This window comes from Pseudomonas peli (assembly GCF_050563605.1).
Classification (GTDB): Bacteria; Pseudomonadota; Gammaproteobacteria; order Pseudomonadales; family Pseudomonadaceae; genus Aquipseudomonas; species Aquipseudomonas peli_A.
The window spans coordinates 1-22729 of the sequence record NZ_JBNXUH010000024.1; the positions used below are offsets into that span (position 1 = coordinate 1).

At 59.9% G+C, this 22729-nt stretch carries 25 protein-coding genes and 1 pseudogene; 16 read left to right on the plus strand and 10 right to left on the minus strand.

All coding sequences use genetic code 11. The features are described 5' to 3' along the window. Window positions 1-663, minus strand: a pseudogene (locus tag ACQ4LH_RS19085) (OprD family outer membrane porin); the annotation flags it as partial. A gap of 206 nt (window positions 664-869) precedes the next feature. Between ACQ4LH_RS19085 and ACQ4LH_RS19090 the strand changes: the two are divergent. Continuing rightward, a complete protein-coding gene (locus ACQ4LH_RS19090; RefSeq protein WP_430698640.1) occupies window positions 870-1541 on the plus strand; it encodes a response regulator in 672 nt (223 codons plus the stop codon). Then, a complete protein-coding gene (locus ACQ4LH_RS19095) occupies window positions 1534-2949 on the plus strand; it encodes a sensor histidine kinase (protein WP_430698641.1) in 1416 nt (471 codons plus the stop codon). The genes ACQ4LH_RS19090 and ACQ4LH_RS19095 overlap by 8 nt, the downstream gene beginning before the upstream one ends. 1 nt (window position 2950) lies before the next feature. Here ACQ4LH_RS19095 and ACQ4LH_RS19100 read toward each other — a convergent pair whose 3' ends face one another. From ACQ4LH_RS19100 to ACQ4LH_RS19110, 3 genes are all read right to left on the minus strand, one after another. Continuing rightward, on the minus strand, window positions 2951-3712 hold the full coding sequence (locus tag ACQ4LH_RS19100) for a substrate-binding periplasmic protein (protein ID WP_430698642.1): 762 nt from the start codon (window positions 3710-3712) through the stop codon (window positions 2951-2953). 68 nt (window positions 3713-3780) lie between these two features. Further along, window positions 3781-4617 carry an HDOD domain-containing protein gene (locus ACQ4LH_RS19105; RefSeq protein WP_394238527.1) on the minus strand — a complete coding sequence of 279 codons (837 nt, stop codon included), beginning with the start codon at window positions 4615-4617 and terminating at the stop codon, window positions 3781-3783. Window positions 4618-4664: 47 nt separating this feature from the next. Further along, window positions 4665-5606, minus strand: coding sequence for a YgfZ/GcvT domain-containing protein (locus ACQ4LH_RS19110; RefSeq protein ID WP_430698643.1), 942 nt, complete (start codon window positions 5604-5606; stop codon window positions 4665-4667). A 174-nt stretch (window positions 5607-5780) separates the two neighbouring features. Here ACQ4LH_RS19110 and ACQ4LH_RS19115 point away from each other — a divergent pair, with 174 nt between their 5' ends. Both ACQ4LH_RS19115 and ACQ4LH_RS19120 read left to right on the plus strand, forming a co-directional pair. Next, a complete protein-coding gene (locus ACQ4LH_RS19115; protein WP_430698644.1) occupies window positions 5781-6035 on the plus strand; it encodes a succinate dehydrogenase assembly factor 2 in 255 nt (84 codons plus the stop codon). Continuing rightward, window positions 6019-6471, plus strand: a complete 453-nt coding sequence (locus tag ACQ4LH_RS19120) for a protein YgfX (protein ID WP_430698645.1) — start codon at window positions 6019-6021, stop codon at window positions 6469-6471. Before ACQ4LH_RS19115 ends, ACQ4LH_RS19120 begins: the two co-directional genes overlap by 17 nt. Here ACQ4LH_RS19120 and nadB read toward each other — a convergent pair. Continuing rightward, on the minus strand, window positions 6440-8056 hold the full coding sequence (nadB, locus tag ACQ4LH_RS19125; protein ID WP_430698646.1) for an L-aspartate oxidase: 1617 nt from the start codon (window positions 8054-8056) through the stop codon (window positions 6440-6442). The two genes, ACQ4LH_RS19120 and nadB, sit on opposite strands and share 32 nt — an antisense overlap. A gap of 368 nt (window positions 8057-8424) precedes the next feature. Here nadB and rpoE point away from each other — a divergent pair, with 368 nt between their 5' ends. From rpoE to pdxJ, 12 genes are all read left to right on the plus strand, one after another. Continuing rightward, window positions 8425-9006: an RNA polymerase sigma factor RpoE gene (rpoE, locus tag ACQ4LH_RS19130; protein ID WP_090252003.1), complete on the plus strand. Its 582-nt coding sequence runs from the start codon at window positions 8425-8427 to the stop codon at window positions 9004-9006. 31 nt (window positions 9007-9037) lie between these two features. Further along, window positions 9038-9631 (plus strand): sigma-E factor negative regulatory protein, encoded by a 594-nt coding sequence (locus ACQ4LH_RS19135; RefSeq protein ID WP_430698647.1) that lies wholly within the window; start codon window positions 9038-9040, stop codon window positions 9629-9631. 22 nt (window positions 9632-9653) lie between these two features. Further along, window positions 9654-10601: a MucB/RseB C-terminal domain-containing protein gene (locus tag ACQ4LH_RS19140; RefSeq protein WP_430698648.1), complete on the plus strand. Its 948-nt coding sequence runs from the start codon at window positions 9654-9656 to the stop codon at window positions 10599-10601. Then, window positions 10598-11053, plus strand: coding sequence for a SoxR reducing system RseC family protein (locus tag ACQ4LH_RS19145; protein WP_430698649.1), 456 nt, complete (start codon window positions 10598-10600; stop codon window positions 11051-11053). The genes ACQ4LH_RS19140 and ACQ4LH_RS19145 overlap by 4 nt, the downstream gene beginning before the upstream one ends. A gap of 82 nt (window positions 11054-11135) precedes the next feature. After that, window positions 11136-12518, plus strand: coding sequence for a DegQ family serine endoprotease (locus ACQ4LH_RS19150; RefSeq protein ID WP_430698685.1), 1383 nt, complete (start codon window positions 11136-11138; stop codon window positions 12516-12518). 147 nt (window positions 12519-12665) lie between these two features. Continuing rightward, a complete protein-coding gene (gene lepA / locus ACQ4LH_RS19155) occupies window positions 12666-14465 on the plus strand; it encodes a translation elongation factor 4 (RefSeq protein WP_430698650.1) in 1800 nt (599 codons plus the stop codon). A 6-nt stretch (window positions 14466-14471) separates the two neighbouring features. After that, window positions 14472-15326, plus strand: coding sequence for a signal peptidase I (gene lepB, locus ACQ4LH_RS19160; protein WP_430698651.1), 855 nt, complete (start codon window positions 14472-14474; stop codon window positions 15324-15326). 104 nt (window positions 15327-15430) lie between these two features. After that, the gene (locus ACQ4LH_RS19165) at window positions 15431-15808 is read left to right on the plus strand and encodes a DUF4845 domain-containing protein (RefSeq protein ID WP_430698652.1); all 378 of its coding nucleotides are present in this window, start codon (window positions 15431-15433) and stop codon (window positions 15806-15808) included. Continuing rightward, complete coding sequence (rnc, locus tag ACQ4LH_RS19170; protein WP_160015377.1) at window positions 15805-16494, plus strand: ribonuclease III; 690 nt, start codon at window positions 15805-15807, stop codon at window positions 16492-16494. The genes ACQ4LH_RS19165 and rnc overlap by 4 nt, the downstream gene beginning before the upstream one ends. After that, complete coding sequence (gene era, locus ACQ4LH_RS19175; protein WP_275963020.1) at window positions 16487-17389, plus strand: GTPase Era; 903 nt, start codon at window positions 16487-16489, stop codon at window positions 17387-17389. Before rnc ends, era begins: the two co-directional genes overlap by 8 nt. A 45-nt stretch (window positions 17390-17434) precedes the next feature. Next, window positions 17435-18133 (plus strand): DNA repair protein RecO, encoded by a 699-nt coding sequence (gene recO / locus ACQ4LH_RS19180; protein ID WP_275963021.1) that lies wholly within the window; start codon window positions 17435-17437, stop codon window positions 18131-18133. Next, window positions 18126-18872: a pyridoxine 5'-phosphate synthase gene (pdxJ, locus tag ACQ4LH_RS19185; RefSeq protein WP_430698653.1), complete on the plus strand. Its 747-nt coding sequence runs from the start codon at window positions 18126-18128 to the stop codon at window positions 18870-18872. The genes recO and pdxJ overlap by 8 nt, the downstream gene beginning before the upstream one ends. A 101-nt stretch (window positions 18873-18973) precedes the next feature. On the opposite strand, the gene cmoB is transcribed toward pdxJ, so the two are convergent. The 5 genes from cmoB to ACQ4LH_RS19210 all read right to left on the minus strand — a co-directional run bounded on the left by cmoB (window position 18974) and on the right by ACQ4LH_RS19210 (window position 22707). After that, window positions 18974-19942 carry a tRNA 5-methoxyuridine(34)/uridine 5-oxyacetic acid(34) synthase CmoB gene (gene cmoB, locus ACQ4LH_RS19190; RefSeq protein ID WP_430698654.1) on the minus strand — a complete coding sequence of 323 codons (969 nt, stop codon included), beginning with the start codon at window positions 19940-19942 and terminating at the stop codon, window positions 18974-18976. Beyond that, window positions 19939-20715: a carboxy-S-adenosyl-L-methionine synthase CmoA gene (cmoA, locus tag ACQ4LH_RS19195; protein ID WP_430698686.1), complete on the minus strand. Its 777-nt coding sequence runs from the start codon at window positions 20713-20715 to the stop codon at window positions 19939-19941. Before cmoA ends, cmoB begins: the two co-directional genes overlap by 4 nt. A gap of 33 nt (window positions 20716-20748) precedes the next feature. After that, the gene (locus tag ACQ4LH_RS19200; protein WP_430698655.1) at window positions 20749-21321 is read right to left on the minus strand and encodes a hypothetical protein; all 573 of its coding nucleotides are present in this window, start codon (window positions 21319-21321) and stop codon (window positions 20749-20751) included. Between the two features lie 74 nt (window positions 21322-21395). Continuing rightward, on the minus strand, window positions 21396-22037 hold the full coding sequence (locus tag ACQ4LH_RS19205) for a lysoplasmalogenase (RefSeq protein ID WP_430698656.1): 642 nt from the start codon (window positions 22035-22037) through the stop codon (window positions 21396-21398). A gap of 274 nt (window positions 22038-22311) precedes the next feature. Further along, window positions 22312-22707, minus strand: a complete 396-nt coding sequence (locus ACQ4LH_RS19210) for a protease inhibitor I42 family protein (protein WP_430698657.1) — start codon at window positions 22705-22707, stop codon at window positions 22312-22314. Between the last annotated feature and the right edge of the window lie 22 nt (window positions 22708-22729).

Below are 22729 nucleotides of genomic sequence, written 5' to 3' on the forward strand. Positions count from 1 at the left end.
TGTATAAGAGACGGGTCGRGGCCCATCRGGTCMAGATGAMCCGCCGTGATCCCTGCGGCGARGGGGCGGTTCTTGCTGTTGAGGATCAGCTCTTCGGAGTTGGTTGAGGCGCGGTCGATCNACCTTGTCCAGGCGCCCGCCGGTAAAACTCAGGCCGTCGAGTTCGTTGGAGGTCAGCAGGCCGCCTTCGAACACCTGCGGCAGCAGGCGACTGTCGCTGGCCTTTACCACTGGCAGTTCGGGGATGTGCGAGCCGTAGCGCAGCTCGGTATTGGAGACCTTGACCTTGGCAGTCAGACCCAGGCGACCGAATTGGTCCGGGGTGCCACCATCGTCTTGTACGGGGAGCAGATCAGTGCCGGTACGTCCGCCGCCGGAATCCAGTTTTACCCCAAGCAGGCCCAAAGCATCGAGGCCGAAGCCGACGGTGCCTTCGGTGTAGCCGGACTGGACGTCGAGCCAGAAACCCTGACCCCATTCTTCACGCTTGTTCTGCCCGGCATTCTCACGGAAGTCGCGATTGAGGTAGATGTTGGTGGTGGTCAGGCTGGCCTTACTGTCAGCGACAAAATCGGCGTGGGCAGCGGGGGCGAGCAGGGCCGTGCTGATGGCCAGGCTAAGCAGGTGTACAGGCGAAAGTGCCCGATGCGATGCAGTCGGCATCCTGTGGTCTCCATTGTTGTTTTTGTCACGGCTGCGCACCACTGCGTCAGTCGTTCTGGTAGGTGGATCGAGCCACCTGAAACCGATGCTATGGGGTCAAGCTTTCACCAGGCTTTCATCTTGAAAGAAAGTTGCTGGGGCGTTCCCAGCGGCCTTTGCGCCGTTACACTGGGCGCACAAGAACAATGTTGTGGAGTGCCAATACCGTGCGAATCCTGCTGGTTGAAGACCATGTGCAACTGGCGGCCAGCGTGGCCCAGGCGTTGAAAAGTGCCGGCTGGACGGTGGACGTGCTGCATGACGGCGTGGCCGCCGATCTGGCCCTGAGCAGTGAGGATTACGCCCTGGCGATTCTCGATATCGGCCTGCCGCGGCTGGACGGTTTTCAGGTGCTGGCGCGTTTGCGTGAACGTGGCAATACCCTGCCGGTGCTGATGCTGACCGCCCGTGGCGAGGTCAAGGACCGCGTGCATGGCCTTAACCTCGGCGCCGACGATTACCTGGCCAAACCCTTTGAGTTGAGCGAGCTGGAAGCACGGGTCAAGGCGCTGCTACGCCGCACGGTGCTCGGTGGTGAGCGCCAGCAGCGCTGCGGCAATCTGCTGTATGATCTGGATACCCGGCGTTTTACCCTGGCCAATGGCCTGCTGACCCTGACCTCGCGAGAACAGGCGGTGCTGGAAGCGATGATCGCCCGGCCTGGACGGGTGATGAGCAAGGAGCAGTTGGCTGCCCAGGTTTTCGGCCTGGATGAGGAGGCCAGCAGCGATGCCATCGAAATCTATGTGCATCGTCTACGCAAGAAGCTCGAAGGCGGCGGGGTGCGAATCGTCACCTTCCGTGGCCTTGGTTATCTATTGGAGGCAGTCGGTGACTGAACGCAGCAAGCCTGTGCAGACCGAACCGGGCAGCCTGCGCGGCCGGCTGATCCGCCGCTTGGCGCTGCTGTTGGCGCTGATTCTGCTGGTCAGCAGCCTGAGCGCCTACTGGAGCGCGCGCCGCGCCGCCGACACCGCCTACGACCGCACTCTGCTGGCTTCGGCGCGGGCGATTGCCGATGGTTTGTACGCCACAGCCGAACGGTTGAATGCCAATGTGCCTTATGTGGCGCTGGACACCTTTGCCTATGACAGTGCCGGGCGCATCTACTACCAGGTGCTGGATGTGCAGGGCGCGCTGGTGTCCGGATATGAGGACCTGCCGCCACCGCCGCCCGGCACCAAGCGCACCGAGGATTACCCGGCGCTGGCGCATTTCTACGATGCCGAATACCGCAACCAGGGCGTGCGGGTGGTCAGCCTGCTGCAGCCGGTTAGTGAGCCGGGGGTCAATGGTGTGGCGGAAATCCGCGTGGCAGAAACCCAGGGCGCGCGTGAGCGCATGGCTCGCGAATTGTTGCTCGGCACCTTGCTGCGTATGGGCGTGCTGTCGCTGAGTGCCTTGCTGCTGGTGTGGCTGGCGGTAAGCGCTGCGCTGCGCCCGCTGGAAGCTTTGCGCCGCAGTGTGGCGGCGCGTACCAGCGACGATCTGCAGCCGTTGTCGGATGTCGGCATGCCGCGCGAGCTGCGCCCGCTGATCGATGCGCTGAACCAGTTCAATGATCGCCTGCGCAACCTGTTCGAACGCCAGTCGCAATTTATCGCCGATGCCTCCCATGAGCTGCGCACGCCGCTGGCAGCGCTGAAGGCGCGGGTCGAACTGGGCTTGCGCGCGCAGGAGCCGGCGGTATGGCGCAGCACCCTGGAAGAAGCAGCGCAGAACACCGACAAACTGACCCATCTGGCTAATCAGTTGCTCTCGTTGGCGCGTATCGAAAGCGGCGCCCGAGCAATTTCCGAGGGCGGCGCGCAGCGTCTGGATCTCAGTCAGCTGGCGCGCGAACTGGGCATGGCCCTGGCACCACTGGCCCATGCGCGGGGTATTGCTCTGGCATTGGAGGCCGAGCAGCCGGTGTGGGTCAGCGGTGAGCCGACTTTGCTCAACGAGCTGCTGTGCAACCTGCTGGACAATGCCCTGGCGCACACCGCAGCCGACGGCAATGTGATTCTGCGGGTCTTGCCCACTGGGGTGCTGGAGGTCGAGGACGACGGCCCGGGGATTCCGCCGGAAGAACATGAACGGGTGTTTGCGCGCTTCTATCGGCGCAGCAACAAGGGCTCGGGGGCGGGGTTGGGTTTGGCGATTGTCGGCGAGATCTGCCGAGCGCATCAGGCTGAAATCAGCCTGCATCAGGCGCAGCCGCACGGTTTGTTGGTGCGCGTCGAGTTCGCCAGCGCGGAGGCTTGAGTCAGGGGGCGAGGCTAAGTGGTTGCTGGATTTCCAGCAGGTACTGGGCGACCTTGCCGCTTTCGCGCAGTTGCGCCAGGCCCTGGTTAAAACGTGCAATCAGCTCGGCATTGCCGGGTACTTCCCGCGAGAGCAGCAGGTGCAGGCTGTCACTGCGCAGGGGCATGGGGTGGAAGCTCAGTTGCGCGCGCTCGGCGGCGCTGAAGTGCTGATGCAGCATGTCGAAGCCGACCACCTTGTCCATTGGGAACAGGTCCACGCGGCCGGCGATCAACTGGCGAAAGGCGGTTTCATCGCTGGTGACCCGGTTGACCCGCAGTTGTCCGCTGGCTTCGGCCTGCTGAAAGGCTTCGCCGTAGTCATAGCCGCGGGTGCCGGCCAGGCGCCGACCTTGCAAGTCGCTGACCTGCTTCCAGTCAAAGCTATAACCCTTGCGGTGGAACAGGTAGTAGCCGCTTTCCACTACCGGGTCGCTGATAAAGAACTTTTCCTCACGCTCGTTGCTGTGCAGCCATACCGCGCTGCCGGCGCGTTGGCCGCGCTCGGCCAGTTGCAGCGAGCGCGCCCAGGGGTGGAACTCCCAGGCCACGTCGATACCTTGCAGGGCAAAGGCTTCGGCGACGATGCGTGAGGCAACGCCCTTGTGCGGCAACTGCTCACCCAGGTAAGGCGGCCATTCACCGTTGGTCAGGCGCACCGATTCTGCAGCGGCCAAAGCACCGCAAAACAGGCTGAACAGGGCGGATAACAGCAGAGCGCGCATGAGCCGTATGCCAATTGCGGGGACTGTATTCAGTCTAGTTGCATTCGGCTGCATGCGCGTGAGGGGCCTTACTGGAGCATGCTCATGGCCGCTTCCATCGCGGCGGAGAGGTCTTCGTCTTCATTCAGGTTCTGGCTTGGGTCCAGGCCGAGTTTGCGGAACGCCGGGATCTGGCTCCAGTCCAGCTGGGTGTAAGGGTGTTCGCTGCCCAGGTAGCTCTGCAGGGTGGCGACCTGAACGATATCGACATAGTCGACCTTGGCGCTGTCGCGGGTGAAGTCCAGGTACTGGCCGGGCACCATGGCGATCAGCTCGGGGAATTCCCAGGTACGCAGAATCTTGTCACCGATGATCGGGTGGATCTGCTCGATCACGTGGTTGAGGCTGATCGAGTCGGCCAGCAGTTCGCTGTGCTCTTCGGCGTAAGTGAGGATTGGCAGCACGCCGATCTGATGCACCAGGCCGGCGAGGGTAGCCTGGTCCGGTAGCAGGCGAGTGTAGTGTTTGCATAGAACGTGGCAGATACCGGCGATTTCTGTGCTTTTGTTCCACACTTCGCGCATTTTGCGGTCGACCACGTCGCTGGTGGCCTGGAACATCTGCTCCATCGCCAGGCCCGTGGCCAGGTTGCAGGTGTAGTTGATGCCGAGGCGACCGACGGCCATCTGCAGGTCGGTGATTTCCTTGTTGGTGCGCAGCAGTGGGCTGTTCACCACCTTGATGATGCGCGCCGTCAGGGCCGCATCATTGCCGATCACTTTGCTCAGTTGCGGGATGCCGATATCCGGGTTCTCTGCCGCCTCGCGGACTTTCAGCGCGACCTCCGGCAGGGTCGGCAGGACCAGTTCATCACTGTCGATGGCCTGGATCAGTTCCTTTTGGACTTTCTCGGCAAGCTTGCTCATGGGCAATTCTCTTTAGGCGGTCAGGCAATAGTAAGTGTAGTAAGTGCTTAGCGCTGTATTTCGCGGTCTGAGTCCAGTGTATACGGCAAATCGAGCACGCTCAGCGTGCTGCCCTCGGCAGAACCCAGGTGAATAACGCCATTTAGCGCGGCTTCGTCCTGCAATACGGCAAGCAGTTCGACGCCGCTTGCGCTGCGCGCCGCCAGCACCACTTCGCCGACGCTGGAGGTGTGCGTTGGGGAAAACAGCGCAGTGGCGGGCTCCGGCACCTGGCTGTCATGCAGCTCGAGGCGATACAGGCGGCGTTTGAGTTTGCCCAGGTACTGCATGCGCGCGACGATTTCCTGGCCGGTGTAGCAGCCTTTCTTGAAGCTCACGCCGCCCACGGCCTGCAGATTGATCATCTGCGGGATAAACAGCTCGCGGGTGCTACCCATAACCTGGCCAATGCCAGCGCGTACCTGGGCCAGTAGCCAGTCATTCAACGGTGCTTCGCGCAGCTGCGAGGCCAATTGGGCTTGTACGGTTTCGGCTTGGCTGGCGGGTATCCAGAGTTCGGCGCGGCCATCGCTCAGGCGCAGGGCCAGCAGTTCATCCCTGTGCGCGACGCTGTCAGCAGCCTCTGCGAGATCCAGGCCGAGGCTGCGTATGGCCTCATCGCCGCCGCTCAGGCCGATACGCAGCCAATCCTGGCTTTCATCGGTGAGTTTGGATTTGCTGAATACGGCGTATTTCTTCAGGTCGGCGAGCTGCGCCTCCAGCAAGTCGTTGGCCATCGCCAGGAGGAAACCGTCACTCACGCTGACAATGCGAAAGCTCGACTGCATGCGGCCTTTTGGCGTGCAGCGCGCACCCAGGCTGGATTGGCTGTCGCTGAGGTAATTGAGGTTGCAGGTGACTTGGCCCTGGAGGAACTTGTTGGCGTCCGGGCCGCGTACGGCGAGGATGCCTTCGTGGCTGAGGGTGCAGTAAAACGCGGTATCGGCCATGGTGGATTAGGTATCGCTGGATAAAAGTTAGGGGGCTCATCATAGAGCGCGCCTCGCGCCTTGTCAGCGCTTGCCGCAGCTTCGCTTGAGGGCATTGGCTGGTTGGCTGATGCGCGCGGTCAACAGGGGCGCTTTTCATCGGTATACTGCGCGCCTTATCCAAGGAGCATACCCATGGTTGACTCGGTTGAACTCAATCGTCTTTTTTGGCACAGCCGCCGCGGCATGCTGGAGCTGGATGTGCTGCTGGTGCCGTTTGTCAGAGAGGTGTACCCGCATCTCGACGAGGCAGACCGCGAGCGTTATCGCAAACTGCTCGAATGTGAAGATCAGGACATGTTCGGCTGGTTTATGCAGCGCGACGAGCCAGAAGATGCCGATCTCAAGCGAATGGTTCGGATGATTCTGGACCGTGTCCAGCCCCAGTGATGGCTTCGACTGTCAGTGGCAGCCTTCACGGCAGCTGCTGATCTGCTACGCCCTGATTCAGGGGCTGGCGCTGCTTAGTCTGGCGCTGGTGGATATTCCGCTCTGGGCACTTTTGCTCGGGATTTGCTTCTGTGTCACCCATGCCGCTTGGGTGCTGCCGCGACATTTGCTGCTGAGTGCACCGCAGGCTTACCGGGCGCTGCGTTGCACGGCGGATGGTTGGCAGGTGCACAGCGCGGCGCAGGGCTGGCAGGCCATTGAGCTGCATCCCGATAGCCTGGTCTTGCCGATGATTGTGTTGCTGCGTTTTCGCCTAGCGGGGCAGCGCCGTGTGCGCTCGTTGTGCATTGCCCGCGACAGCCTGGCGCGTGATCAGCACCGGCGCTTACGGGTGCGGTTGAAATTCAGTCGCCATAGGTGGGCGGCAGCAGAATAGTGTCCTTGGCCTCGGCCAACTGCTGCGGGTAGTCCAGGGTGTAATGCAGGCCGCGGCTTTCATGGCGGAGCATGGCCGAGCGGATCATCAGCTCGGCGACCTGGGCCAGGTTGCGCAGCTCGATCAGGTCACGGCTGACCTTGTAGTTACTGTAAAACTCGTGAATTTCGTCGAGCAGCAGACGTACCCTGTGTTCGGCCCGCTGCAGACGCTTGTTGGTGCGCACGATGCCGACGTAGTCCCACATAAAGCGCCGCAGTTCGTCCCAGTTGTGCGCAATGATCACGTCTTCATCCGAGTCGGTCACCTGGCTGGCGTCCCAGCTGGGTAGCGCGCTCGGCATGCTGATGTGCTCCAGCTGCGCGAGGATGTTCTCGGCCGCTGAACGGGCATATACGAAGCATTCCAGCAGCGAGTTGCTGGCCATGCGGTTGGCCCCATGCAGGCCGGTAAAGCTGGTTTCGCCGATGGCATACAGCCCCGGTACATCGGTGCAGCCGCTTTGGTCGACCAGCACGCCGCCGCAGGTGTAGTGCGCGGCCGGTACCACCGGGATGGGCTCTTTGGTGATGTCGATGCCGAAGTCCAGGCAGCGTTCGTATACGGTAGGGAAGTGCGATTTCACAAAATCAGCCGGTTTATGGCTGATATCGAGGAACACGCAGTCAATCCCCAGGCGCTTCATCTCATGGTCGATAGCGCGGGCGACGATATCCCGTGGCGCCAGTTCGGCGCGTTCATCGAAGCGCGGCATAAAGCGTTCACCGTTCGGCAGCTTGAGCAGTGCACCTTCACCACGCAGTGCTTCGGTGACCAGAAAGCTCTTGGCTTTCGGGTGATACAGGCAAGTCGGGTGGAATTGGTTGAATTCCAGATTGCCGACCCGACAACCGGCGCGCCAGGCCATGGCGATGCCATCGCCACAGGCGCCATCCGGGTTGCTGGTGTAGAGATAGACCTTGGCTGCGCCGCCGGTGGCGAGAATCACGAAGCGTGCGCTAAAGGTATCGACCTCGCCGCTGGCGCGGTTGAGCACGTAAGCGCCTAGGCAGCGCTGGCCTTCCAGGCCGAGTTTGCGTTCGGTGATCAGGTCAACGGCGACGCGCTGCTCCAGCAGTTCGATATTGCTACGCTGTCTGGTCTGTTCCAGCAGGGTATTGAAGATCGCCGCACCGGTGGCATCGGCCGCGTGAATGATGCGTCGGTGGCTGTGGCCGCCTTCACGGGTCAGGTGGAATTCGAAGCCGCCGTCTTCGCGTGCGGTCTGGTCGTCGCGGGTAAAGGGCACGCCCTGGTCGATCAGCCACTGAATGGCTTCGCGGCTGTGCTCGACGGTGAAACGCACGGCGTCTTCGCGGCACAGGCCGCCGCCAGCATTGAGCGTATCCTCGACATGCGATTCAATCGTGTCGGTATCGTCCAGTACCGCCGCCACGCCGCCCTGTGCCCAGTAGGTCGAGCCGTTGGACAGGTTGCCCTTGCTCAGTACGGCAATGCGCAGATGATCAGGCAGCGTGAGGGCCAGAGTAAGGCCGGCTGCACCGCTGCCGATGACCAGAACGTCGTGTTGGTAATGTTGGCTCATGTCCGAATTCCGCGAAAAGCGGCCCCTAGTATATAGAGGGGGTGGACGGCACAATAGCCAGCTTATGACCAAGTGCGTTACTCGGGAACTTTTTAAGCGTTTCGGGTTCCATAGGCGGTTGTTTGAATGGAAATTCGCCTGCGTCAGGCGACTTCCAGTGGGCCTGCGGTTTTTGCTTAGCCGGCAGGTGATCCAGACTACAAGCGCAGCAATGGAGTTCCTTTGCTGCGCTGTTCCGTGCAGGGCTTTTAAGTGTTCTGCAGGAAGCTTGTTTGAAGGAGAGAACTTTTGCGCAATGCCCGAGTCTACTTTGGCAGACCGATTAAAGGGTTGGCGTTGCACTCCTTCAAACCTTATGAGGAGTTTTCATGCTAACCCAGGAAGATGATCAGCAACTGGTCGAGCGCGTACAGCGCGGCGACAAGCGCGCATTTGATCTATTGGTGCTTAAGTATCAGCACAAGATTCTCGGGTTGATCGTGCGTTTTGTGCATGACACCCATGAGGCACAGGATGTGGCGCAGGAAGCCTTCGTCAAAGCGTATCGGGCGTTGGGTAATTTTCGTGGTGACAGCGCGTTCTACACTTGGCTGTACCGCATCGCCATCAACACGGCGAAGAACCATCTGGTATCGCGTGGTCGGCGCCCGCCAGACAGTGATGTAAGTGCTGAGGATGCCGAGTTCTATGATGGAGACCATGCCCTCAAGGACATCGAATCGCCGGAGCGCGCGTTGTTGCGCGACGAGATCGAGGCCACCGTTCACCGCAGCATCGAGCAATTGCCGGAAGATTTACGCACAGCGCTAACCTTGCGTGAATTTGATGGTCTGAGTTACGAGGACATTGCCAGCGTCATGCAATGCCCAGTCGGTACCGTACGTTCGCGGATTTTCCGAGCGCGTGAGGCCATCGACCGATCCCTGCAGCCATTGCTGCAGGAAACCTAAGACAGCGGCGTCAGCCATGAGAGGAACCGCCATGAGTCGTGAAACCCTACAGGAATCGCTGTCCGCGGTGATGGATAACCAAGCGGATGAACTTGAACTGAGACGCGTGCTGGCGGCCAGCGATGACCCTGAAATGCGGGCAACCTGGTCGCGCTACCAGATCGCCCGTGCGGTCATGCACAAAGAGCTGCTTGAGCCGCGCCTGGATATTGCGGCTGCCGTATCCGCAGCCTTGGCCGATGATGCCCCACTTGTTCTGAAGCAAGAGCAGCGCGGCCCATGGCGCACCGTTGGGCGTCTGGCTGTTGCCGCCTCGGTTACTGTGGCAGTGCTGGCAGGTGTGCGTCTGTACAACCAGGACGACATCACCGGTACGCAGTTGGCGCAGCAGGCCAATCAGCCGGCGCTCAGCATTCCCCAAGTCAGCGGGCCGGCTATGTTGGCAGGTTTCAATACCTCTGAAGAGCAAGCGGCTCCTGCGGCCAGTGCTGTTGGTCAAGGTCAGCCTGGTTGGCATGAGCAGCGTCTGCCAGCCTATCTGCGTCAGCATGCGCAGCAAGCGGCCATGAGCACCGGTGAAAGTCCACTGCCTTATGCTCGCGCGGCCAGTCTGGAAAGCCGTTAACGGCCTGTTGTTAAGGAGGCGCATGCGCTTTATTCCACTTAGCGCCCTGCTGTTGGGTAGCTGGCTGGCGTTGCCGGCAGTTGCCGATGAGGGGCAGGCCTTGCTGCAGCGATTGGCTGATGCCGAGCGCACACAGAGTTTTCAGGGCACGTTCGTCTACGAACGTAATGGCAGTTTTTCGACGCACAGCATCTGGCACCGGGTTGAAGAGGGCGGCAAATTACGCGAACGCTTGATGCAACTGGATGGATCGGCGCAGGAAGTGTTGCGTATCGATGGCCAGGTGCAGTGCGCCAGTGGCGCATTGGCCGACCAATTGATCGACAGTCAGCTATGGCCCGCTCGGGCGCTGAATGCCGCGCAGCTGACTGAGTGGTATGAGCTGCGTGTGCTCGGCAAGGCCCGCGTAGCGGGGCGGGCCACCAGTGTATTGGCGCTGGTGCCGCGCGATCAGCACCGTTATGGCATTGAACTGCACCTTGATCAGCAAACGGGCTTGCCGCTCAAGTCGTTGCTGGTGAACGACAAGGGGCAGTTGCTTGAGCGTTTCCAGTTTACCCATCTACAAACCGAAGCCCCCACAGCCTCTAACCTTGAGCCTGGTGCAGGCTGTCGCCCGGTGCGTTTGCCTGCCGCGCAGAGTGAAGCGGTCGAGGCCTGGCGTTCAGATTGGCTGCCGCCAGGTTTTAGCCTGAGTTCAGTTACCCAGCGCCGCAGCCCTGCATCGGATGAGCCTGTCGCCTGCCAGGTGTATGACGATGGTCTGGCGAGTTTTTCCGTCTTCATGGAGCCGCTGCGCGGCGCGGCAGTTGAGGATGTTCGCACTCAGCTGGGGCCGACTGTCGCCGTTTCGCGCCGGCTGAAGACCGATGACGGCGACGTCATGGTCACCGTAGTCGGTGAAATACCTTTGGGTACTGCCGAGCGAGTGGCCTTGTCGATGCGTTCGGCGGCCGAGGTGGTGCAGTGATTGAGGAGCAGGGGCGGGTCGTGGCCATTGAGCCCGGTGCCGTCTGGGTCGAAACGCTGCGTAAAAGCACTTGTTCCAGCTGCTCTGTCAAAGCCGGCTGCGGCCAGAGCTTGCTTGATCAGCTCGGGGCGAGCGGTCGTCGTGGTTACGTGCGTGCACTGTCGAATCTGCAGCTGAATGTGGGCGATGCGGTCATCATCGGTGTGCGCGAGGATCTGCTGGTGCGCGGTTCGTTTCTGGTTTATCTACTGCCATTGCTCGGCTTGTTTGCTGCGGCTGTGCTGGCGGAGCAAATGGGTTTGAGCGAGCCCTGGGTGATACTCAGTGCGCTATTCGGTTTTCTGTTTGCCTGCTGCGCGGTGCGCTGGCGCAGCCGTCTTACAGCCGGTGATCCGGCTTTGCAACCTGTGGTGTTGCGTGCATTGCTTGGTAGTGCCGCAGCAGCGTTTTAAGACTTTTGCTGGCCTGATGGGGAGTTGTATGTCTAAGCCTGGTCTGAAATCTTCATTTACTGCGTTATTTGCTGTGTTGCTGATGGGGCAAGCGCTGCTTGCTCAAGCGAGCCTGCCGGATTTCACCGAACTGGTTGAGCAGGCGTCACCTGCGGTCGTCAATATCAGTACCCGGCAGAAGATGCCGGATCGCGCAGTCGCAGGTAGCGGTCAGCTCAACATGCCCGATCTTGAAGGCATGCCGCCGATGTTTCGCGAGTTCTTCGAGCGCAATATTCCACAGGTACCGCGCGTGCCTGGCGGCGGTCGCCAGCGTGAGGCCCAATCGCTGGGCTCGGGTTTTATCATTTCCGCTGATGGCTATGTGCTGACCAATAACCATGTGATTGCCGATGCCGATGAGATCATCGTGCGTTTGTCGGACCGCAGTGAGCTGGAAGCCAAGCTGATCGGCACTGATCCGCGCAGCGATGTTGCACTGCTCAAGGTCGAGGGTGCAGGCCTGCCAACCGTCAAACTGGGCAAGTCCGAAGACCTTAAAGTCGGTGAGTGGGTTCTGGCGATCGGCTCGCCCTTCGGCTTCGACCACTCGGTGACCGCTGGGATCGTCAGCGCCAAGGGGCGTAGCCTGCCAAACGAGAGCTATGTGCCGTTTATTCAGACCGACGTAGCGATCAATCCGGGTAACTCCGGTGGTCCGCTGTTCAACCTGGCTGGCGAAGTGGTCGGTATCAACTCGCAGATTTTCACCCGTTCTGGCGGCTTTATGGGCCTGTCGTTTGCTATCCCGATGAGTGTGGCGATGGATGTGGCCGATCAGCTCAAGGCTGAAGGCAAGGTCAGTCGCGGCTGGTTGGGCGTGGTGATTCAGGAAGTGAACAAGGATCTGGCTGAGTCCTTTGGCCTTGAAAAGCCGGCCGGTGCGCTGGTGGCGCAAGTGCTGGAAGAGGGGCCGGCTGCCAAGGGCGGTTTGCAGGTAGGTGATGTGATTCTCAGCCTAGATGGCAAGCCGATCATCATGTCTGCCGATCTGCCGCACCTGGTCGGTGCACTCAAACCGGGCACGAGTGCTGAGCTGGATGTGGTGCGCGACGGTGCACGCAAGAAGCTGCAGTTGACCATTGGTGCGCTACCTGAAGACGGCGAGACCTTGGCCGGAGCAGCTGCGCCTGGAGTTGAGCGCAGTAGCAACCGTCTAGGGGTCAAGGTGGTCGAGCTGACCGCTGAGCAGAAGAAGAGCCTCGACCTGAAAGGCGGTGTGGTGATTTCCGAGGTGCAGGACGGTCCGGCGGAGCTGATTGGTCTGCGCCCCGGCGATGTGATCACTCACCTGAACAATCAGGCGATCAATTCGGCCAAGACTTTTACTGAAGTGGCGCAGGCACTGCCGAAGAATCGTTCGGTGTCTATGCGTGTGCTGCGTCAGGGGCGCGCCAGCTTTATCACCTTCAAGCTGGCCGACTAACGGCGCTGGCAGGGTAAAAGGGCGACTTCGGTCGCCCTTTTACATAGAGCTGCCGTGCGGCCTTGATGACGTGCAAGGTGGCTTTCGGGTACACTTCGCGGCTATTTTCGGCGGGCAGTCGCCTGCGACCTTTTCGAGTGTTGATCCGTGAGTGATTTGAGTCATATCCGTAATTTCTCCATCATCGCCCACATTGACCACGGCAAGTCGACCCTGGCTGACCGGTTTATCCAGATGTGTGGCGGCCTGGCTGATCGTGAAATGGAGGCCCAGGTACTGGACTCCATGGATCTTGAGCGCGAGCGCGGGATCACCATCAAGGCGCACAGCGTCACCCTGTATTACAAGGCTAAAGACGGCATTACCTATCAGCTGAACTTTATTGACACCCCAGGCCATGTCGACTTCACCTACGAAGTCAGCCGTTCGCTGGCTGCCTGTGAAGGCGCGCTGTTGGTGGTCGATGCCGGTCAGGGCGTGGAGGCACAGTCGGTCGCCAATTGCTACACCGCGATCGAGCAGGGCCTTGAGGTCATGCCGGTGCTGAACAAGATTGACCTGCCTCAGGCCGATCCGGATCGGGTTAAGGAAGAAATCGAGAAAATCATCGGTATTGATGCCACCGACGCGGTGACCTGCAGTGCCAAGACTGGTCTGGGCGTCGATGAAGTGCTCGAGCGTCTGGTGCAGACCATTCCGGCGCCGACCGGTGATATCGAGGCGCCGTTGCAGGCGCTGATCATCGACTCTTGGTTCGACAACTACCTGGGTGTGGTCTCCCTGGTACGTGTGCGCCACGGCCGGATCAAGAAGGGTGACAAGGTGCTGGTGAAGTCCACCGGTAAGATTCACCTGGTCGATAGCGTCGGCGTCTTCAACCCGAAGCACACCGCTACCGTCGACCTCAAGGCCGGTGAAGTGGGCTTTATCATCGCCAGCATCAAGGACATTCACGGCGCGCCTGTGGGCGACACCCTGACCCTGGCCGCCACACCTAACGTCGAAGTGCTGCCCGGTTTCAAGCGTATTCAGCCGCAGGTTTATGCCGGCCTGTTCCCGGTTAGCTCCGATGATTTCGAAGATTTTCGCGATGCGTTGCAGAAGCTGACTCTGAATGACTCGTCGCTGCAGTATTCGCCAGAAAGCTCCGATGCATTGGGCTTCGGCTTCCGTTGCGGCTTCCTCGGCATGTTGCATATGGAGATCATTCAGGAGCGCCTGGAACGCGAATACGACCTGGATCTGATCACCACTGCGCCGAGCGTAATCTTCGAAGTGGTGCTCAAGACCGGTGAGACGATCTACGTCGACAACCCGTCCAAGCTGCCGGATGTTTCCTCGGTCGAGGACTTCCGCGAGCCTATCGTGCAGGCCACTATTCTGGTGCCGCAAGAGCATCTGGGTAACGTGATTACCCTGTGCATCGAGAAGCGTGGCGTGCAGCGTGACATGCAGTTCCTCGGCTCTCAGGTTCAGGTTCGCTATGACCTGCCGATGAACGAAGTGGTACTCGACTTCTTCGACCGACTGAAATCCACCAGCCGCGGCTACGCCTCGCTGGATTACCATTTTGATCGCTACCAGTCGGCCAACCTGGTCAAGCTGGATGTACTGATCAATGGCGACAAGGTTGATGCACTAGCTCTGATCGTGCATAAGGACAACGCCCACTACAAAGGCCGTGCGTTGACCGAGAAGATGAAAGAGCTGATTCCACGGCAGATGTTCGACGTGGCGATCCAGGCTGCAATTGGTGGACAGATCGTTGCGCGGACTACGGTCAAAGCGCTGCGCAAGAACGTATTGGCCAAATGCTACGGCGGTGACGTCAGCCGTAAACGCAAGCTGCTGGAAAAGCAGAAGGCCGGTAAGAAACGCATGAAGCAGGTCGGTAACGTGGAAATTCCACAGGAAGCCTTCCTCGCCGTGCTCAGGTTGGATAGTTAAGGCCCTATGTCGATCAATTTTCCGCTGTTACTGGTTATCGCCGTCGCCGTCTGTGGCGCGTTGGCGTTGTTCGATCTGATCTTTCTGGCCCCGCGCCGGCGAGCGGCCATCAGCACTTACCACGGTCAGGTCAGTGAGCCTGATGAGGCGGTAGTGGAGCGCTTGAACAAAGAACCTTTGCTGGTGGAGTACGGCAAATCGTTCTTCCCGGTGCTGGCGATTGTGCTGGTCCTGCGTTCGTTTCTGGTCGAGCCTTTCCAGATTCCATCCGGCTCGATGAAGCCGACCCTGGAAGTGGGTGATTTTATCCTGGTCAACAAGTTCGCCTATGGCATTCGCCTGCCCGTGCTGGACACCAAGGTGATCGAAGTGGGCGACCCGCAGCGTGGCGATGTGATGGTATTTCGCTACCCAAGCGATCCAAACATCAACTACATCAAACGTGTGGTGGGCCTGGCCGGCGACCGCATTGCCTACAGCAGTGACAAGCGTCTGACCATCAATGGCGAGTCTGTAGCGCAGCAGTTGATTGGCGATGAGCCGGGTAGCCTGGGCAGTGCGACGCTGTATAACGAGAAACTCGGTGAAGCCGAGCACCAGATCCGTAAGGAAATGCAGCGTTATCGAGTTGAGCCTGGCCGTGAGTGGGTGGTGCCGCAAGGGCATTACTTTATGATGGGCGACAATCGCGACAACTCCAATGACAGCCGCTACTGGAATGACCCAGCTATTCCAAAAGCTTTTCTGGGCATGGTGCCGGACCAGAATATCGTCGGCAAAGCATTCGCCATCTGGATGAGCTGGCCGGACCCGAAGTCGCGCAACCTGCCCAATTTCTCCCGCGTAGGTCTGATTCACTGACCTGCTGACGAATTTGCGACGCTGTTAAATACAGCGTTGCAGGCTATATATAGTCTTGCCTCCAGCCGTCATGGCTTCCACATAACTCGAATTTGGGGACAAATATGAAATCTGCGCATTCGCAAAAGGGAATGTCGATTCTTAGTTGGTTGATGGTGCTGGCTGTTGTTGCCTTTTTGGCCAGTGCTGCGTTTAAGGTGTTGCCGCATTACTTTGACTATATGTCGCTAGAGAAAATGATCACATCGGTTGAGACCGATAAAGCCGCTGAGGTTCGTAGCATTAACGATTTTTATAGCCATATCAGCAAGGGCATGCAGGTCAACAGCATCCGCGATTTGAATATGCAGGACGCGATCAAAGTCAAAGTTGAAAACAACGAATTTCGTGTGCACCTGAAATACGAAAAGCGTGAGCCATTGATTGAAAATATCGATCTGGTGGTGCGCTTCGATAAAGAATTCCGTGTGCGTATGCCGTGAGTGCGTCGTTAGCCCGTCTCGAGCGGCAGCTCGGTTATACCTTCAAGGACCAGGAGCTGATGATCCTGGCCCTTACCCATCGTAGTTTCGCCGGGCGCAATAACGAGCGTCTGGAGTTTCTCGGTGATGCGATCCTCAACTTTGTCGCTGGTGAGGCGCTGTTTCAGCGCTTTCCATTGGCCCGTGAAGGGCAACTGTCACGTCTGCGCGCGCGCCTGGTCAAAGGCGAGACGTTGGCGATTTTGGCGCGTGGTTTTGATCTGGGTGAGTACCTACGCTTGGGCTCTGGCGAGCTGAAAAGTGGTGGTTTTCGCCGCGAGTCGATTCTCGCCGATGCCCTGGAAGCGCTGATCGGTGCCATCTATCTTGATACTGGGATGGATGCGGCTCGCGAGCGTGTGCTGGCCTGGTTGACCACTGAGCTGGACAGCCTGACGCTAGTCGACACCAACAAGGATCCGAAAACCCGCCTGCAGGAGTTTCTGCAGTCGCGCGGTTGTGAGTTGCCACGTTACGAGGTTGTGGATATTCAGGGCGAGCCGCACTGCCGGACATTCGTAGTCGAATGTCAGATCACCTTACTCAATGATAAAACCCTGGGGCAGGGTGCCAGCCGGCGTATCGCCGAGCAGGTTGCGGCCGCTGCCGCTCTGATCGCCCTGGGTGTGGAGAATGGCAATGACTGATTCACCTGTTACACGCTGTGGCTATGTCGCCATCGTCGGCCGGCCCAACGTGGGCAAGTCGACGCTGCTCAACCACATCCTCGGGCAGAAGCTGGCGATAACCTCGCGCAAACCGCAAACCACGCGGCACAACATGCTCGGGATCAAGACCGAGGGTGAGGTGCAGGCCATCTATGTCGATACTCCTGGTCTGCACAAGAACAACGAGAAAGCGCTCAATCGCTATATGAACAAGAACGCCTCGTCGGCGCTGAAAGATGTCGACGTGGTGATCTTCGTGGTGGATCGCACCCGCTGGACCGACGAGGACCAGATGGTGCTCGAGCGTATTCAATACGTCGAAGGCCCGGTGATTCTGGCGATCAACAAGACCGACCGCATCGAAGACAAAGCCGAGCTGATGCCGCATCTGGAGTGGTTAGCCACCCAGTTGCCGAATGCCGAGATTGTGCCGGTCTCCGCCCAGCACGGGCATAACCTCGACACTCTGGAAAAGCTGGTAGGTGAGCGTCTGCCGGAAGGTGTGCACTTCTTCCCCGAAGATCAGGTCACCGACCGCTCCAGCCGTTTCTTCGCCGCCGAACTGGTGCGCGAGAAGATCATGCGTCAGCTGGGGGCCGAGCTGCCGTACCAGATCACTGTGGAAATCGAGGAATTCAAGCGCGACGGGCGCATCCTGCATATCCACGCGCTGATCCTGGTCGAGCGTGATGGGCAGAAGAAAATCATCATTGGCGACAAGGGTGAGCGGATCAAACGCATCGGCCAGGAAGCGCGTAAGGATATGGAAGTGATGTTCGACTCCAAAATCATGCTCAACCTCTGGGTCAAGGTCAAAAGTGGCTGGTCTGACGATGAGCGCGCGTTGCGCTCCCTGGGTTACGACAATATCTGAGTCGTCCTCGGGCGCGTCCTGTGCCCGCTTTTGTGAGTAAGCCCCATGCTTGCCCTTGGTCAGCCTGCCTATGTTCTGCACAGCCGCGCTTACCGTGAAAGCAGCGCGCTGGTGGACTTTCTTACTCCGCAGGGCCGCTTGCGTGCTGTCTTGCGAGGCGCTCGGGGCAAGGCCGGAAGTCTGGCTCGGCCGTTTATTCCTCTGGAAGCCGAGTTTCGCGGGCGTGGTGAGCTGAAAAACGTCGGCCGCCTTGACCCTGCGGGCATCCCCAATCTGCTGGTGGGCGAGGCGCTGTTCAGTGGTCTGTACCTCAATGAACTGTTGATCCGCCTGTTGCCCGCCGATGACCCGCATCCCGCCGTTTTCGAGCACTACGCCATGACTGTGCTGGCGCTAGCCCAGGGCCGCGCCCTGGAGCCCTTGCTGCGCTCTTTTGAATGGCGTCTGCTGGATCAGCTGGGCTATGGTTTCGCCCTGGATCTGGACAGCGAAGGTCAACCTATCGCCGAAGCAGGCCTGTATCGACTGCAGACCGAAACTGGGCTGGTGCCAATTGGCCAGTTGCAACCCGGCGCTTTTCAAGGGGCCGAGTTGTTGGCTATGGCCGAAGCGGACTGGACTGCGCCCGGTGCCTTGGCTGCCGCCAAACGCTTGATGCGCCAGGCCCTAGCCCCCCATTTAGGTGGCCGACCGCTGGTCAGCCGCGAACTGTTTATGACGCTCAAGGAGCCAAGCCGTGACTGATGCCAATCGTATTCTGCTGGGTGTAAATATCGACCACGTGGCCACCCTGCGCCAGGCTCGTGGTACCCGCTACCCGGACCCGGTCAAGGCCGCGCTGGATGCGGAAGAGGCGGGCGCCGATGGCATCACCGTGCACCTGCGCGAAGACCGCCGGCATATCCAAGAGCGTGATGTGCGCCTGCTTAAGGAGGTCATGCAGACGCGCATGAACTTCGAGATGGGCGTCACCGAGGAGATGCTCGCTTTCGCTGAAAGCATTTGCCCCGAGCATGTCTGTCTGGTGCCAGAAACTCGCCAGGAGCTTACTACTGAAGGTGGTCTGGATGTGGCCGGGCAGGAGGCGCGGATTCGCGCTGCGGTCGAGCGTTTGAGCAAGATCGGCTGCGAAGTGTCGCTGTTCATCGATCCGGATCCGCAGCAGATCGAAGCGTCCAAGCGTGTCGGCGCTCCGGCTATCGAGCTGCACACCGGTCGTTATGCCGATGCCCATACACCGGAAGAGGCGGCACGCGAGCTGGCGCGGATTCGCGACGGAGTCGCCTGTGGCCTTCAGCACGGCCTGATCGTTAATGCCGGCCACGGCCTGCATTATCACAACGTCGAACCGGTGGCGGCGATTGCTGGGATCAACGAGCTGAATATCGGCCACGCCTTGGTGGCGCACGCGCTGTTCGTTGGCTTCAAGTCAGCTGTGGCGGAGATGAAGCAATTGATCGTAGCCGCGGCTAACCGCGGCTGAGTCTAGTGCGTCGGGCGGACATGCAGCAGGCTTGTCCGCCATCTGTAACCTGTGGACAAGCTGGCGCATGTCCACCCTACGCGAGCCGTGATATGTCCGGTTTACGGTTTACGCGCGATCAATACAGCGCGACTAGGGGCCGGCAGACCTTCCACCGTGCGGCTGTGGTCGGCTGGATCGAGAAACTCTGGCAGTGATTGGAAGCGCATCCACTCGGTCGAGCGCTGTTCGTCCACCGAGGTGGTGCTGACATCCACGCAGCGCACATCGACAAAGCCGGCGCGGCGCAGCCACAGCTCCAGTGCCGGCACCGAAGGCAGGAACCAGACGTTGCGCATCTGCGCGTAGCGGTCTTCGGGAACCAGAACCTGCTGCGCATCGCCTTCCACCACCAGGGTTTCCAGCACCAGTTCGCCATCCTTGACCAGGCAATCCTTGAGGTCGATCAGATGATCGATAGGCGAGCGGCGGTGATACAGCACACCCATGGAAAACACCGTGTCGAAGCCTTGCAGCTTGCCCGGCAATTCCTCGAACGCCAGCGGCAGGTGCCAGGCGGGTAGATCGGGTAGGTAGTTCTTCATCGCCAGGAACTGGCAGAGAAACAGCCAGTTGGGGTCTATGCCGACCACGCTGTCCGCGCCGGCACCGAGCATGCGCCACATGTAGTAGCCGTTTCCGCAGCCGACATCCAGCACGCGCTTACCCTTGAGATCGAGGTAGGGCGCGACCCGCTGCCACTTCCAGTCCGAACGCCATTCGGTATCAACATGCACGCCGAATAAGTGAAATGGGCCTTTGCGCCAGGGGATCAGCCCCTGCAGCGCAGTTTTCAGCTCGGCGCGGGTGGTATCGCTGCAAACGCCGTCGAAGCTGAAGGCGTTCAGCAGTTCCAGCTGCTCGACATTCAGTTCCGGCAGGGCCTGTACCGCACCGTACCAGCGCGGCAGGTCGCCATGGCCGATCGCCAGTTTGGCGTCGATCTGGCCGGGCAGGTCGGCGGCCCAGTCTTGCAGTGGTGTGCCGGCAAGCGCAGCTTGCAGGGCGTCGAGGTCGAGGCGGCTGATCATGGCAGGGCAATCAAGGAGGCGAAATTAAGGCACTGGAACCACGGCACTACCTGGCTGAATCCGGCGGCCAGCAGGCGTTCGCGGTGCTGCTCCAGGCTGTCGGGCAGCATGACCTTTTCAATGGCGCTGCGCTTCTGCGCTATTTCCAGCTCGCTGTAGCCGTTGGCGCGTTTAAAGGCGATATGCAACTCGCCCAACAGAGCGTGTTGCTCAGCGTCTTCGAACTGCAGTTTTTCTGAAAGAATCAGCGCGCCGCCGGGCAGCAGGGCCTGGCGAATCCGCGTCAGTAATTCGAGTCGTTGTTCGGGCTGGATAAATTGCAGGGTGAAGTTCAGCGCCACCAGCGAGGTTGGCTGGAAGTTGAGGCTGAGAATGTCGGCCTCAATCACCTCTACCGGCAGCAGCTCCTGAAACATCGAGTCCTGCGCGTGCAGGTATTCACGGCAGCGCTCGACCATGGCGCTGGAGTTGTCCACGGCGATCACCCGGCAATCGGCAATTTGCACATGTCGGCGCAGCGCCTGAGTTACTGCTCCGAGGGAGCTGCCGAGGTCATACAGCACGCTATGCGGCTGAGCAAACTGGCATGCTAGCACGCCGATATTCTCGACAATGGTCGGGTAGCCCGGCACCGAGCGCTTGATCATATCGGGGAAAACCCGCACCACATCCTCGTTGAACACGAAGTCTGGCACCTGGGCCAGGGGTTTGGCGAAAAGACGGTCGGGCTGTTTGCTCACGATGGTTACGCACTGGTCGATAAAGCCGGGCATTTTAGCCAAGTACGGCGCGCAACCAAACCGCGATTACTTCAATTGGTCGGAAAAGAATTCGCCTGCGCCCTGCAGTGGTCCCAATGGGTTGCGTTTGACTTCTAGGCGGCGAATGTTCGGTTCGCCGTTGGTGACCTTGTGCACCAGTTGATCATCCACCAGCACGAACACCGCGCGAAATGCCCAGCCTTGCAGTTCGCGCTTCTTGCGGAAATTCAGCACATCGGCCCAGAAGTTGCCAACGCGTTGGGTGTCGGTTTTGTTGAACTCAAAGGCGTAGCCGATGCAACGGTCCTTGGCTTGTAGGCACTGCACCAGGCCGTCGGGCAGGTAGGTGATGGGCACGTTGGGTTGTACAAACATCAGGCGGATATCGATAAACGACAGCATCTTGCCGTTGCCTTCGGCCAGCGGGTCGAAGCCAAGGGCGAACAGCTCGGAGCGGCTGGTGACTCCTGGAACTACCTTGGCATAGCGCATTTCCGCGTCCAGGTAATCATCGAAGGGGGATTGCGCTTCGGCGCGCTCGCTGGGCAACAGGCTGCTACAACCGCAGAGTCCTGCCAGTAGCAGGAAAAGGCCAACTATCCGCCCGATAACCGCCATGCTGTTTCCCCTAAATTATTTTTGTCTACTTCCTATAGTCGATTTATTGGGGGGATGCCGACCTAAAAATAACCTTAAGCGTTTTGTGAGCGGTTGAATGCTGATGCGGCGATAGCCCATTGCCCGAGCCAGTAGCTGAGCATGATCGCCAGCGGCGCAGCATCGAAGGGGGCGACAAAGCGGTTGATGCCGATCAGGCTGTCGGAGAGCACAAACAGCGCGGCGCCACCGGCGGCCAGGCGTGTTGAGATGCTTGGCAGGCCCGTTTGCCCGAGGCTGGCGAGGGCGCGCCAGAGCATGGCGCTGATCGCCAATGCGTAACAGGCCACGGGGATCAGCAACGGGCCCAGGTTGGCGCTGGCGAGTATGGCGAACATCGTCCCACCAGTGGCCAATGCGAGCAGCAGGGCGAGCCAGGCGGGTTGTTTACAGTCGCTCAGGTAGGCGCGCAGGTAAGCCAGGTGAGCGAGCAGAAACGCGCCGAGGCCGAAGACAAACAAATCACCTGGCCAGTCGAGCAGGATATCGCCCGCCAGTGAGGCGAGCAGGCCGAGGCTGATCCAACGTCGATACAGGCCGCTCGGTGCAGTTCTCAGCCACAGCAGCAGGGCAATCACTGGCATGCCTTTGCTGAGCAGGCCCAGCTCGCTCAGGCCACTGAGGCGTGCATAGAGAAATACCGCAGTGCCCAGCAAACCCAGCAGCAGATAACGCATGGCCTTTGTCCTTGATTCTCGAAAGGCCAGCACTATGGCGTGTCGCGAATTAACTGGCCACGCCGTGGGTGCCACTCAGGTCAGCATTTCGCGCCAGTAGCAGCAGGCTGCTGAAAAACTACCTACGTTGCCATCGCCGCGTTAAAAACAGGCTCGTGCGCGAGTCCGATCAAAAAGCTCATTTACAGCTCGTAAACTCGCGTGCGAGCCCAGTCCATTTTTCGCCTGTTTTTGCCTTGCGCTGGCTGCCGCGCCTACGTTTTTCAACGGCCTGCTAGCGAGCTTTAATCGTGCAGTTGAAGCGCTGGGCGGGCACTACGCCGACTTCCCAGGGGCGTTCGTAGGTCAGGGCCAATTGGCCTTCGCCAGCCTTGATGACCTCGAAGCGCCAGGTGGAAACTCCGGCGCTGCCGACCAGGCCGGCGTCTTCCGGGTTGCTGTAGACCTCGGGACCGAGGCTTTTAAGCACCTGCGGCGCGGAGTCACGCAGCAGCCAGCGGAAACCGGTGGTGGGGTTGCTCGGCAGGCGCAGGTTGAATTGCTGGCCGACGTGCAGCGACAGCGGGCATTTGCTCTGCTGGTTCTGCTCCAGAGTCACGTTGCTGGGCTTTTGCGCGCAGGCGGCGAGCAGTGCAAGGCTGAGTGCCACTGTCAGGCGGGGGGCAAACATGGTGAGCTCCTGGCGAAAGTCG